The 12,237-nt window shown below is 70.4% G+C and carries 11 protein-coding genes, 1 pseudogene and 1 riboswitch; of the genes and pseudogenes, 10 read left to right on the top strand and 2 right to left on the bottom strand.

Annotation, left to right across the window (positions count from 1 at the left end):
• The 7 genes from DFJ64_RS00365 to gcvP all read left to right on the top strand — a co-directional run bounded on the left by DFJ64_RS00365 (window position 1) and on the right by gcvP (window position 7,488).
• Window positions 1–795, top strand: coding sequence for a DUF881 domain-containing protein (locus DFJ64_RS00365; protein WP_115848624.1), 795 nt, complete (start codon window positions 1–3; stop codon window positions 793–795).
• 23 nt (window positions 796–818) lie between these two features.
• On the top strand, window positions 819–1,211 hold the full coding sequence (gene gcvH, locus DFJ64_RS00360; RefSeq protein WP_115848623.1) for a glycine cleavage system protein GcvH: 393 nt from the start codon (window positions 819–821) through the stop codon (window positions 1,209–1,211).
• A 210-nt stretch (window positions 1,212–1,421) separates the two neighbouring features.
• Window positions 1,422–1,985, top strand: a complete 564-nt coding sequence (locus tag DFJ64_RS00355) for a zinc-ribbon and FHA domain-containing protein (RefSeq protein WP_115848622.1) — start codon at window positions 1,422–1,424, stop codon at window positions 1,983–1,985.
• A gap of 52 nt (window positions 1,986–2,037) precedes the next feature.
• The gene (gene ftsR / locus DFJ64_RS00350) at window positions 2,038–2,778 is read left to right on the top strand and encodes a transcriptional regulator FtsR (protein ID WP_115848621.1); all 741 of its coding nucleotides are present in this window, start codon (window positions 2,038–2,040) and stop codon (window positions 2,776–2,778) included.
• Between the two features lie 67 nt (window positions 2,779–2,845).
• On the top strand, window positions 2,846–3,319 hold the full coding sequence (locus DFJ64_RS00345) for a bifunctional nuclease family protein (RefSeq protein WP_115848620.1): 474 nt from the start codon (window positions 2,846–2,848) through the stop codon (window positions 3,317–3,319).
• Between the two features lie 317 nt (window positions 3,320–3,636).
• Window positions 3,637–4,281: a MerR family transcriptional regulator gene (locus DFJ64_RS00340; protein ID WP_115848619.1), complete on the top strand. Its 645-nt coding sequence runs from the start codon at window positions 3,637–3,639 to the stop codon at window positions 4,279–4,281.
• Window positions 4,282–4,398: 117 nt separating this feature from the next.
• Window positions 4,399–4,501, top strand: a riboswitch (glycine riboswitch).
• Window positions 4,502–4,587: 86 nt separating this feature from the next.
• On the top strand, window positions 4,588–7,488 hold the full coding sequence (gcvP, locus tag DFJ64_RS00335; protein WP_115848618.1) for an aminomethyl-transferring glycine dehydrogenase: 2,901 nt from the start codon (window positions 4,588–4,590) through the stop codon (window positions 7,486–7,488).
• 6 nt (window positions 7,489–7,494) lie between these two features.
• Here the strand turns inward: gcvP and DFJ64_RS00330 are convergent.
• Together DFJ64_RS00330 and DFJ64_RS00325 are read right to left on the bottom strand one after the other, a co-directional pair.
• Window positions 7,495–8,394 (bottom strand): annotated as a pseudogene (locus DFJ64_RS00330) (NAD(P)-dependent oxidoreductase); the annotation flags it as partial.
• 33 nt (window positions 8,395–8,427) lie between these two features.
• On the bottom strand, window positions 8,428–10,332 hold the full coding sequence (locus DFJ64_RS00325; protein WP_115848616.1) for a S9 family peptidase: 1,905 nt from the start codon (window positions 10,330–10,332) through the stop codon (window positions 8,428–8,430).
• Between the two features lie 257 nt (window positions 10,333–10,589).
• Here DFJ64_RS00325 and DFJ64_RS00320 point away from each other — a divergent pair, with 257 nt between their 5' ends.
• The 3 genes from DFJ64_RS00320 to DFJ64_RS19770 all read left to right on the top strand — a co-directional run bounded on the left by DFJ64_RS00320 (window position 10,590) and on the right by DFJ64_RS19770 (window position 12,139).
• The gene (locus DFJ64_RS00320; protein ID WP_115848615.1) at window positions 10,590–11,369 is read left to right on the top strand and encodes a dihydrodipicolinate synthase family protein; all 780 of its coding nucleotides are present in this window, start codon (window positions 10,590–10,592) and stop codon (window positions 11,367–11,369) included.
• Window positions 11,370–11,552: 183 nt separating this feature from the next.
• The gene (locus DFJ64_RS00315; protein ID WP_115848614.1) at window positions 11,553–11,909 is read left to right on the top strand and encodes a hypothetical protein; all 357 of its coding nucleotides are present in this window, start codon (window positions 11,553–11,555) and stop codon (window positions 11,907–11,909) included.
• 20 nt (window positions 11,910–11,929) lie between these two features.
• Window positions 11,930–12,139, top strand: a complete 210-nt coding sequence (locus tag DFJ64_RS19770) for a hypothetical protein (RefSeq protein WP_245940860.1) — start codon at window positions 11,930–11,932, stop codon at window positions 12,137–12,139.
• Window positions 12,140–12,237 lie beyond the last annotated feature (98 nt).

The raw sequence follows: 12,237 nt of genomic DNA, 5'->3' as shown, positions 1-12,237 counted from the left end.
ATGAGTGACCCGAAGCCTACTCCGAGCTCCGCGCGGCCTCGACCGCAGAATCCCGCCTGGCGACGGCTGTCCCAGGCGTTCCGGCCTTACGTCTCACGCTCTCAGATCGCTGCCGCCGCCCTCCTGGCCATCCTCGGCTTCGCCGCGACCGTCCAGGTGCAGTCCTTGCGGACCGACGACGAGTTCGCCTCCGCGAACCGGCCGCAGCTCATCCAGATGCTGGACGGCCTCCAGCAGCGCACCCGTCGCTTGGAGGCGGAGATCAGCGAACTCGAACGGGCCCGCGCGGAGCTCATCTCGGGTGCCGACCGCACGCGCACAGCGGTCGAGCAGGCGAAGGCGCGGGCGGAGACCCTCGGCATCCTCGCCGGGACGCTGCCTGCGGAAGGGCCGGGCATTCGGGTGACCATCTCTGACACCCAGTCCGCGGTCTCCGCCTCGCTCATCATCAACACCATTCAGGAGCTGCGTGACGCCGGCGCGGAGGCGATCGAGATCAACGACCGGGTTCGGATCGTGGCCGGGAGCTACGTGCTCGACCCGCAGGGCGGCGTCGGCATCATCGTCGACGGCGTCCACATCAGACCGCCGTACAGCATCGACGCGATCGGCGACACCCGCACGCTGGCCACCGCGATGCGGATCCCCGGTGGCGTCGTCGACGAGGTGAACCAGAAGGGTGGCCTGGTCAGCGTGCTGGAACGCGACAACCTCCAGGTCACCTCCTTGCACGAGCCCGCGGCGCCTCGTTACGCTCGGCCGGCTCCGGAGAGCACCTCCGACGAAGGCAAGTAACCCGCAGAAGCCAGGAGACGCAGGTGGTTCCCGACGACCTCACCTACACCAGCGAGCATGAGTGGGTCCGTGACCCCGGCAGCAGCGAGGGGAGCGTTCGCGTCGGCATCACGGACTTCGCGCAGGAGGCGTTGGGCGACATCGTCTACGTCAACCTGCCGGAGGTCGGTGCCGAGGTGCGACGGGGCGAGGCCTGCGGCGAGGTCGAGTCCACCAAGAGTGTGAGCGACGTGTACGCCCCGGTCACGGGCACGGTCGTCGCCCGGAACGAGGCACTCGACGACCACCCCGAGCTGGTCAACAGCGACCCCTACGGTGAGGGCTGGATGCTCGAGATCCGCCCCGCCGATCGCGGTGAGCTGGAGAGCCTGATGGACGCGGAGAGCTATCGCGCCCACGTCGAGCAGCAGGGTTAGACCGAACCGCCGAGTGAGGCTCGGTGGGGTGAGGTCACCAGGCCAGGAGCGTGGCTGACCCCGCGGCGTCGCTGCGTGCGCTGGACGTGGCCCGGTCCTGGCCGATTTCGTCCGGCACCACCGTCGACGGCACACTGCGCGTAACGGTTAGGGTGTGTGCGGGGGAAGTGTCCGCGCGTTCAGCGCCGTTCTGCCACGGGAGGGTCACCGATGCCGTTCTGCACCCAGTGTGGGCATGAGAACGCCGAAGGTAGCCGGTTCTGCTCGCAGTGCGGGCGAGCCCTCACTGGAGAGCGTGCCGTGGAGCAGACGGCGACGATCTCGCTGAGGCTCGACTCCGACGTCGATCGCACCGAGCCGGAGCTGCGTTTTCAGGAGCAGGCAGCGGTCGACGCGCTGCCACAAGGCTGCGCGCTCCTGATCGTCCAGCGCGGGCCCAGCGCGGGAAGCCGGTTCCTGCTCGACTCCGACGTGGTGACAGTGGGCCGGCACCCGGACAGTGACATCTTCTTGGACGATGTGACCGTCTCGCGGCGACACGCAGAGTTTCATCGCGGTCCGCAGGGTTTCGTCGTGCGTGACGTGGGCAGCCTCAACGGCACCTACGTCAACCGTGACCGCATCGACGAGGTCCTGCTCGTCAGCGGCGACGAGGTGCAGATCGGCAAGTTCCGTCTCGTCTACTTCGCCAGCCAGCGCGGGTTCGGCGTGACTGGTTCGGCCGAGCGGGCCGGCGCCGGCCGCGACGGACGTCCGGAGGGGGACACAGGGTGAGTGACGCTTCGCGTGGAAGGGGTGGAACGCCAATCGGACGAGGGCGTCTGCGGTGAGTAGTGCGGCGTCCGCGCGGTCTGGTGACTTCTCCATCGGCGAGGTACTCGCCCAACTGCGCCCCGAGTTTCCCGACGTCACCATCTCGAAGATCCGCTTCCTCGAGGCCGAGGGGCTCGTCGAGCCGCGTCGTGCGCCGTCGGGCTACCGCAAGTTCACCCACGCTGACATCGAACGTCTGCGGTTCGTCCTGACCGCCCAACGCGACCACTACCTGCCGCTGCGGGTGATCAAGGAGCACTTGGACGCACTCGACCGCGGCCAGGAGCCACCGCCTCTACCTGGAGGACGGCTGCCGACCGCCCCGCCCCCGCGGGTGCTCCGAGGTGGTGAGGAGTACACCCACCCTGACGCGTTCCGCCGGACGAGAGCGGAGCGTCGGTTCACCCGTCAGGAGCTCATCGAGGCGGCGGACATCAAGCCGGAGACCTTCGAGCAGCTGGAGTCCTACGGCCTCATCCGTCCCCGGTACGGCCGGGACCACTACGACGAGGACGCGCTGCAGATCGCTCGAACGGCCGGGGAGCTCGCCGCTTTCGGTCTGGAGCCGCGTCACCTTCGCATCTTCCGTACCGCGGCCGACCGTCAGGTCGGGCTCATCGAGCAGCTGATGGCTCCCCTCACCCGTCAGCACGGTCCGGACTCGCGGGCGCGGGTCCAGGAGCGCGTGCGGGAGCTCGCGGCCCTGTCTGTGCGGCTCCACGCGTTGCTGATGAAGGCCGACCTCGACACGTGATGGCCGTCCGCGGCTTGCCATGAGCGTCACTCGACGGGACTGGCCGGCATCGGGGTACTGTGGATGGGTGCGCGAGCTCGACGTCGTTGGTGTGCGGGTCGACATGTCGTCGAACCAGCCGATCGTCCTGCTCCGGGAGGTCGACGGCGACCGGTTTCTCCCGATCTGGGTGGGTCCGGCTGAAGCGAGTGCTATCGCCCATGCGCAGCAGGGCATCGTTCCCGCCCGGCCGCTGACCCACGACCTCTTCCGAGACGTGCTCATCGCGACCGGACAGCGACTCACCGAGGTCCGTATCACCGATCTGCGGGACGGCGTCTTCTTCGGCATCCTCGCGTTCGCCAATGGTGTCGAGGTGAGTGCCCGGCCGTCCGACTCGATCGCGTTGGCCCTCCGCATGGGGGTCCGCATCCTCTGCGCGGAGGAGGTCCTCGCGGAGGCAGGCGTCGCCATCCCCGACGAGCAGGAGGCGGAGGTCCAGAAGTTCCGGGAGTTCCTCGACCAGGTGACCCCGGAGGACTTCGACACGCCAGGAGGCTGACGCCGTCACGGTCAGGCCGTGGGGACCTCCCCGCCTACCCGAGCGTGGGCGTGGGGCCTCCGGGGCTGCGGGCCGTTCTCCCCAAGTCCGCCAGTCTCGACCTCAAGTAGAGGTTTGCCCGCGACACGCCGGCCGAGCGCGTTGACCGTATCAGTGCGGCGGCTTACCGTGACGACGGAACCTTCTCGATGTCGTTCCACCTTGGTGTCACATGCGGCTCCGCCGTATGTCCAGCGGTTGTCGCTCAGGTTGGGGGCCCTGGGCGGACCCGACGAGGGTGTCGCGGCTACGGCGACACCAAAGCGTAGGAGGCGGCCGTGGCAAGCACGGGTGACCAAGCGGGCGGCGCTCAGGGCGCCGCCGCGGGTGAAGATCCCAGACGGGCGCAAGCACGACGTTCGGCTGGCGAGCAGGGTCTGCTGGTCGGGATCACCGAGAAGGCGGAGGAGTCTCCGCCCAGCGAGACACTCGGCTACCGCGGTCCCACAGCGTGTGCAGCCGCTGGCATCACCTACCGTCAGCTGGACTACTGGGCGCGTACTGGACTGGTGGAGCCGACGATCCGGCCGGCTTCTGGGTCGGGGAGCCACCGGCTCTACTCGTTCCGCGACATCCTCCTGCTGAAGGTCATCAAGCGGCTTCTGGACGCAGGCATCTCGCTCCAGCAGATCCGTACCGCTGTTGTCCATCTCCGCGAGCGCGGTACCCGTGACCTCGCCGAGATCACCCTCATGAGCGACGGCGCGAGCGTGTACGAGTGCACCTCGCCCGACGAGGTCATCGACCTCCTGCAAGGCGGCCAAGGGGTGTTCGGCATCGCGCTGGGGCGGGTGTCTCGGGAGGTCGAGGGCACCCTCGCGAAGCTGCCGGCCGAGCGTCCCGATGGCGTGCAGACCACGCCACCCACCGTGCGCGACGAGCTGGCGCTGCGGCGGCGTGCCCGGGCTCGGCTCACCGGCTGAGCGGCGGCCGCTCAACTCGACACGTCGGCCAGGAGTCGGACCGAGGGCGATCCGAGCGTGTCACGAGCCACGGGCGGCCAAGGGGAGCCGCATCACTGGTAGCGTGGTATTGGCTGATAACCCCGCGTGGGAGAGTCTTCGCGTCCCGGGCGAGACCGACGCGAAGCGCCGAAGGGGCAACACCCCGGAACCTCTCAGGCTCCAGGACCGCGCGGGCGAGGCGACTCTGGAGCGCCGCCACGGCGGCGTGACAGAGAGGGGACCGAACCTGACGGCGCCTTGACGGCTTCGACCGGGGAGTTCCCGATGAACGCCACGACCCGCTTCAGCTCCGCCCCTTCGGAATCAGCGTCGCTGTCCCAGCCGTCGCCTGCGGCTCGCTTCGCCGACCGGCACATCGGCCCATCGCCGGAGGACCGGGCGAAGATGCTCGCCGCCTGCGGCTTCGGCTCTCTCCAAGAGCTGGTCGACGCGGCGATCCCGGCCTCCATCCGCACCCAGCGGCCGCTCAACCTACCCGCGCCCGCGACCGAGTCGCAGGCCGTAGCGGAGCTGCGGGCGATCGCCGCGAAGAACCGACCCATGACCCAGATGATCGGCCTGGGCTACGCCGACACGATCACGCCGCCGGTCATCCGCCGCAACGTCCTGGAGAACCCGGGCTGGTACACCGCGTACACGCCGTACCAGCCGGAGATCAGTCAGGGCAGGCTCGAGGCGCTCGTCAACTTCCAGACGATGGTCGCCGACCTGACCGCTCTCCCGGTCGCCGGGGCTTCGCTCCTCGACGAGGCGACGGCTGCCGCCGAAGCGATGACGCTCGTGCGGCGAACCAACCGAACGACGACGAGCAACCGGTTCGTCGTCGCCGCAGACTGCCTCCCCCAGACCATCGCGGTCGTGCGGACGCGGGCAGCGGCGCTCGGCATCGACGTCGAGGTCGCCGACGTCACCGACGGGCTGCCGGACGGGGAGTTCTTCGGAGTCCTGCTCCAGTACCCCGGTGTCGACGGGGCGGTCATCGATCACGCCGACACCATCGCCGCGGCGCACGACCGTGGCGCTCAGGTGGTCGTCGCCGCCGACCTGCTCGCGCTCACCCTGCTGCGGCCCCCAGGGGAGATGGGCGCGGACGTCGCCGTCGGCAGCGCCCAACGGTTCGGGGTCCCGCTCATGTACGGCGGGCCGCACGCCGGCTACATCGCCGTCCGCCGCGGGTTGGAGCGCTCTCTCCCCGGGCGGCTCGTCGGTGTCTCCCGCGACGCTGCGGGCCGGCCGGCGTACCGGCTCGCGCTCCAGACCCGCGAGCAACACATCCGGCGGGAGCGGGCCACGAGCAACATCTGCACCGCGCAGGCTCTCCTCGCCGTCATGGCGGGCATGTACGCCGTCTACCACGGTCCGGACGGTCTCCGCGCGATCGCCGACCGCGTCCACCGGTGCGCGACGGTGCTCGCGGAAGGCCTGCGCCGTGGTGGCGTCGAGGTGGTGCATCGCCACTTCTTCGACACGGTGCTCGCCCGGGTTCCCGGGCGGGCGGCCGAGGTCGTCGCCGCCGCCCGGGATCGGGGGATCAACCTCCGGCTGCGTGACGCCGACCATGTGGGGGTCGCCTGCGACGAGGTGACGACCGCCGAGCACATCACCGCGGTGTGGGAGGCGTTCGGTGTGCCGGTCCTCGACGTCGACACCGTGCGGGTGTCGAGCGGCATCCCCGAAACGCTGCGACGGACCACGCCGTACCTCACCCACCCGGTCTTCCACCGGTACCACTCCGAGACCGCGATGCTGCGCTACCTGCGCGGGCTGGCGGACGACGACTACGCCCTCGACCGGGGGATGATCCCTCTCGGGTCCTGCACGATGAAGCTCAACCCCGCGGCGGCGATGGAGCCGATCAGTTGGCCGGAGTTCGCCGGCATCCACCCGTTCGCTCCTGTCGAGGATGCCCGCGGCTACCTCGAGCTGTTCGCGCAGCTGCAGGCGTGGCTCGCCGAGCTGACCGGGTACGCCGCGGTGTCGCTCCAGCCGAACGCTGGCTCTCAGGGTGAGCTGGCCGGGCTTCTGGCGATCCGCGCCTACCACCGAGCGCGTGGGCAGGCCCAGCGAGACGTCTGCCTGATTCCCTCCTCGGCCCACGGCACGAACGCGGCGTCAGCGGTGATGGCGGGGATGCGAGTCGTCGTGGTGGCTGCCCGCGACGACGGCACCGTCGACCTGGACGACCTGCGCGCCAAGGTCGAGGAGCACCGTGACCGACTCGCCGCGATCATGGTCACCTACCCCTCCACCCACGGCGTCTTCGAAGAAGACATCCGGGAGCTCTGCGATGTCGTGCACGACGCCGGCGGGCAGGTCTACGTCGACGGCGCCAATCTCAACGCGCTCCTCGGCCTCGCCCGGATCGGGGAGTTCGGGGGCGACGTCTCCCACCTCAACCTGCACAAGACGTTCTGCATCCCCCACGGTGGGGGAGGACCCGGCGTCGGTCCGATCGCGGTTCGCGAGCATCTCGCCCCGTACCTGCCGAACCACCCGCTGGTGCCGGAGGCCGGCCCGGCCACCGGAGTGGGACCGGTGGCCGCGGCCCCGTTCGGCTCGGCCGGCATCCTGCCGATCACGTGGGTCTACGTGCGGATGATGGGTGGGTCGGGGCTCCGGCTGGCCACGGAGTCGGCCATCCTCGCCGCCAACTACGTCGCGACGAGGCTGGCGCCGCACTACCGCATCCTCTACACCGGCCGGAACGGGCTGGTCGCCCACGAGTGCATCGTCGACCCCCGTCCCGCCACCAAGGGAACCTCCATCACGGTCGACGACGTGGCCAAGCGGCTCATCGACTACGGCTTCCACGCCCCGACCATGAGCTTCCCGGTCGCCGGGACGCTCATGGTCGAGCCGACCGAGTCCGAAGACCTCGCGGAGCTCGACCGCTTCTGCGACGCGATGATCGCCATCCGCGCGGAGATCGATCGGGTGGCGCGAGGGGAGTGGCCGGCGGACGACAACCCGCTGCGCAACGCTCCCCACACCGCCGAGATGCTGACCGAGGAGTGGACCCACCCCTACGCGCGTGAGGAGGCGGTCTACCCGGTGGCGACGCTGCGGCGGCGCAAGTACTGGCCACCGGTCCGGCGCATCGACCAGGCGTACGGCGACCGCAACCTGGTGTGCGTCTGCCCTCCTCCTGACGCGTTCGCCGACTAGCGCGCCTCAGTCGTCCTGGCGGGCCTCGATCCCGGCGAGCCGCTCCAACGCCTTGATCAGCGCGTGGTTTCCCTCGCCGCCGAGGCCTTCCCGCTGGAGCACGCGGTACAGGTGCGAGATCGTGCTCGTCGCGATCGTGGGCACCCCCAGCTGGTGCGCTTCCTCCAGCACCAGCCGCAGGTCCTTCTGCTGCAGGTCGATCGTGAACCCCGGCCGCCAGTCGCCGCGGATCACTTGCGGCCCTCGGTTGCTGAGCATCCAGGAACCGGCCGCGCCGCCCTCGACCGCCGCGATCGTCTTCCGCAGGTCGAGCCCACCCGCCTTCGCGAACACCAGCGCCTCGGCGACGCCGAGCATCGAGACCACGACGAGGATCTGGTTGACGAGCTTGCAGGTCTGACCGGAGCCGACGCCACCCATGTGGGTGATGGTCGTGCCGATCGCCTCCAGGTACGGCCGGGCGCGCTCGAGGTGAGCCTCGTCACCGCCGACCATGATGGACAGCGTGCCCTTGGCGGCGCCCTCGCTGCCGCCGGAGACCGGGGCGTCCAGGAAGCCGATCGACTGCTCGGCCAGCCGCGCCGCCCACCGGCGGGTGGCCTCCGGGCTCACCGTGCTCGTGTCGACGACGAGTCCTCCTGGGGCCATTCCGGAAGCGACACCGTCCTCACCGAAGAGCACCTGCTCGACGTCAGGGGTGTCACTCACGCACGTGAACACCACGCCGCAGCGCTCAGCCACCGCCCGAGGCGAGTCAGCCACCTCCGCACCCGCGGCGGCGAGTGGCTCAGCTTTGGCGGCGGTGCGGTTGTAGACGACGACGTCGAACCCGGCGCGGAGCAGGTTCGCCGCCATCCCGGCACCCATGATCCCCAGGCCGATGAAGCCGACACGTTCACTCATCGCTGTCCATCCTCTCCGCCAGCCTCGTCCACTGACTCACCCGGACCCGACCTGTGAACCTAGCGAGGACTCGTCCTCAGCCTCACGCCGCACCGGCGGGGCCAGCTTCTCGGCGAGGAACGCCAAGACCGCTGGGTACGCGTCGAGCTGGTTCGCGCGCTTGGCCAAGCCGTGTCCTTCGTCGTCGTACACCCGGAACTCACACGGCACGCCACGTGCGCGCAGCGCCGCCACGATCTGCTCCGCCTCCGACAGCGGCACGCGCGGGTCGTTGGCTCCGTGGATGACGAACAGGGCGGCCCGGATCGCGTCCACCCTGGTGAGTGGGCTCGCCTCGTGGAGGAAGTCGCGGTCGTGGGCGAGCGAGCCGTACTCGCGCTCGCGGTGGCTGCGTCGATAGCTCGAGGTGTTCTCCAGGAACGTCACCAGCGAGGCGATCCCGACGATGTCGACGCCGGCCACCCACCGCTCGGGCTGGAAGGCCAGCCCTGCCAGCACCATGTAGCCGCCGTACGAGCCACCGTAGAGCGCGGCCCGCCCGGGATCGAGGCCGACCGCAGGGAGCCACTCGTGCAGGGCGGCGAGGTCGGCCACCGCGTCCAGCCTGCGGCGCCCGTCATCCAGGGCGTACCAGCGCTTGCCGTAGCCGGTCGAGCCGCGCACGTTCGGCACGACGACGGCGTGTCCTTGGGCCACGAGACCGGCGACGATCGGGCTCCACTGTCGGACCGACTGGCTCTCCGGACCCCCGTGGATGACGACGACGACCGAGCCGTCGCCACCGTCGGCGGGCCGGTACAGGAACGTCGGGATCCGTTCCCCGTCCGGTGTGGGCACTCGTTGGGAGGTTGGCGCTACCAGGCACGTGGGTGGGGCCGGCGTGTCAGGAGCCCGGGCCGCGGTGAGTGTGGTCGAGGCCTGGTCGTAGCGGACCGCGTACGGGGGCTCGAGCGGGGAGGAGAACGTGAACGCGGCGAAGCGCCCCGACGGCGACCAGACCGGGTCGGGGTGGCGGTGCAGAGCGGCGCAGCCGCCGGCGGGAAGGGGGAGAGTGCGCACGAGTCGCCCGTCGCTGAGGCGGTGGATCGCGAGCCCCACCTCGCCGTCGTCGTTCACCGCGACGAGGACGTGCTCGCCATCGGGGCTGGCCCAGCCCACCAGGTCGTGGGCGTCGTCGACGACCACGTCCCTCCAGGTGTCGCTGGTCAGGTCGTAGTGGACGACGGCGGTCATCTCACGGCCGGCGTTGCTCGAGACCAGCAAGCCCGAGGAGTCCGGCAGCCACGACGGTGTCCGCAGGAACGTGTCGTCCTTCCAGCCTGTGAGCGCGCGACACTGGCCGTCGGTCGTGTCGACCAGAACGAGCTGGTAGGAGTTGGCTGGCGCGTTCGGCCGGGTCAGAGCGACCCATCGGCCGTCGGGTGAGGCCTGGGCTTCCATGACGTATCCGCCCCCGTCGTAGAGAACCCTCTCCTCACCCGTGGCGACGTCGCGGTGGACCAGGTCGAAGTCGACACCGTTGCGCCGATTGGTCAGGTAGAGAACCCCTCCGGGCCGCACGCCAGCGAGCCGGTGGATCCAGCGCGGATCGTGAACCAGTGGCCGCAGGGGCAGCTCGTCGGTGCCCTCGTCGTTGGCCTCGCCGTCGGTGGCGGCACCGGTCTCGTCCAGGTCGAGCAGCGAGAGCTGGGTGCGTTCGTTGCCCCCGGCGTCGTGCTCGACGACGACCGCGCGTTGCCCGGGCAGGTAGCGACCCCTGGCCGGGCCGTCGAGAGCGGTGAGCTGCCGCCAGGTTCCGTCGTGGTCGACCTCGTGGAGCTGCATCGACCCGGAGACGTCGTAGCCGACCAGCAGCCGACCCTCGTCGTCGACATCCCGCGCCTCGACGAGAGGGATCTGGAGGAGGGTGCGGATCAGCCCGGGCGCGACGGCAGCGGCCATGGGAGGAACCGTAACAACGCGTCGCCCTTCTCACCGACGTGAGCCGTACCGATCCCGGACGCCCCGGAGGCGTTCGGGCGCACCGGCCAGCCCGGAGGGGCCGGCGGGCGTGACGTCGATCAGCCACGACGGCTGCCGACAAGGCGACAACTCGTTGCCAGAATGCCTCGTGGTGGCGGAGCAGCCCGGTCGAGCGGGACAGCTCGGCTGAGGGGACATAGCTCGGCTGAGGAGAGGTAGTCCGGCTGAGGAGAGGTATGGCTAGCCCTGCGTTCGTCGGCGTCGGTGTCGCCTTGCTCACGCTGTTCACGTCTGAGGGTGAGGTGGACGTCCCGGCGACCGTCGACCACGCCCGGCGACTCGTTGACGCTGGTGTCCGGGCGGTGCTCGTCGCTGGGACGACGGGAGAGGCGGAGACGCTCGACGACGCTGAGCGAGCGGACCTGATCGCGGCCGTTCGTGACGCCTTGCCCGAGGAGATCACCGTCATCGCCGGCGCCAGCGGTGCGTGGCCGAGGGCGGCCGCGAGGCGAACCGCCGCGGCGCGCGCGGCGGGAGCCGACGCCGTCCTCGTCAGCCCGGCACGCGGTGGGGTCGACCAGCGTGAGCTGTTCGCGTCGGTGGCGGACGCCGCGGGTGGGCCCGAGCGGGTGATCGGGTACCACAACCCGGGGCCGCTCGGCGTCCCCGGTATCGACGTCGGCACTTTGCCCGACCTGCCCATCGGCGGCCTCAAGGACTCCTCGGCGGATCCGGTACGGCTGCTCCACGAGCTGTCCACGTGGGACGGCGCGATCTACGTCGGGTCGGGTGCGCTGCTCTCCTTCGCCGGGCCGTTGGGTGTCGCGGGTGCGTTGCTGGCTTTCGCCAACGTCGCTCCCGAGGCCTGCATCAAGGCCTTCGGTGGCGACGCCACCGCCCAGCGCGAGCTCGCCGACCTGGCCATCGCCGTGCGGGCTTCTGGCCTCCGCGCGCTCAAGGATGCCGCCGCGGCACGGTATGGCACCTCGACGGTGTGCCGACTCGCCCTGCGGTAGGTGTCGGGGGCTGCTCACCGGGGAAGCCGGGTCGGACGCCGACCGCGAAAACCCCGACCCTCTCGACGGCCTGCACCAGGCGCTCGAGTGTCTTCAGCAGGTCTCCGCGAGTGGTCGGTGGCCTGGCGGACAACTGATGTATGCGATTCGCATACAACCGACCGGGTGGCTTCGACAGACCGGGTGGATTCGACAGAGGAACGGGCCATCGACGAGTGGCACGCCGCGGTCAACGCTGGTGACCTCCGTCGAGCGGCGGAGGCTGTCGGTGACCCGGTCGTCGTCCTCGGCCCGAAGGGCGCGGGGTCGATCTCGCCGCAAGAGTTCGCCGACTGGGTCGCTCGGTCGGGCATCCGGCTGCAGCCGCGCACCCGGCACCTCATCGGACAGCGGCTCGTGGTGGTCGAGCAGGACGCCACGTGGCCGGGAAGCGACGCGCCGACGAGGGTGGCGACGGTGTTTCGCGTCGCGAACGCGAAGGCGACCGCTGCGCTGCGACTGCCCAACCTCGAGGCCGCGCTGCAACTCGCGTCGGTCTAGCGGGAGCTGGTCGCGACCGAATGAGCACACCGGGACCGGGGCAGCTGCTGTTCGCGTTCGTCCGCCACTGGTCGCGAGGTGCGGTCGCCGGCGACGGGTCGGTTGCCGCGCGGGGCCGGCTCGTCATGGTGACGGAGGCAGTGGCCGCGCTGACCGGACGTAACGCGCTGGCGACGTTGAACGCGTCGCCGACGAGCTCGGCATCGACCGAAGCGGCGCGTCCAGACTGATCAAGGACGCGGTCGCGGCCGGCTATCTCACGATGGCCGCGGCGACGACCGATCGCCGTCGCCGCATGGTCACCGTCACGCCGAAAGGCCAGGTCCTC

Origin of the sequence: Thermasporomyces composti (assembly GCF_003386795.1) — a bacterium.
GTDB lineage: Bacteria > Actinomycetota > Actinomycetes > Propionibacteriales > Actinopolymorphaceae > Thermasporomyces > Thermasporomyces composti.
Note: the sequence above shows the minus strand (reverse complement) of the source record. Positions and strands in the feature narration are given on the sequence as shown.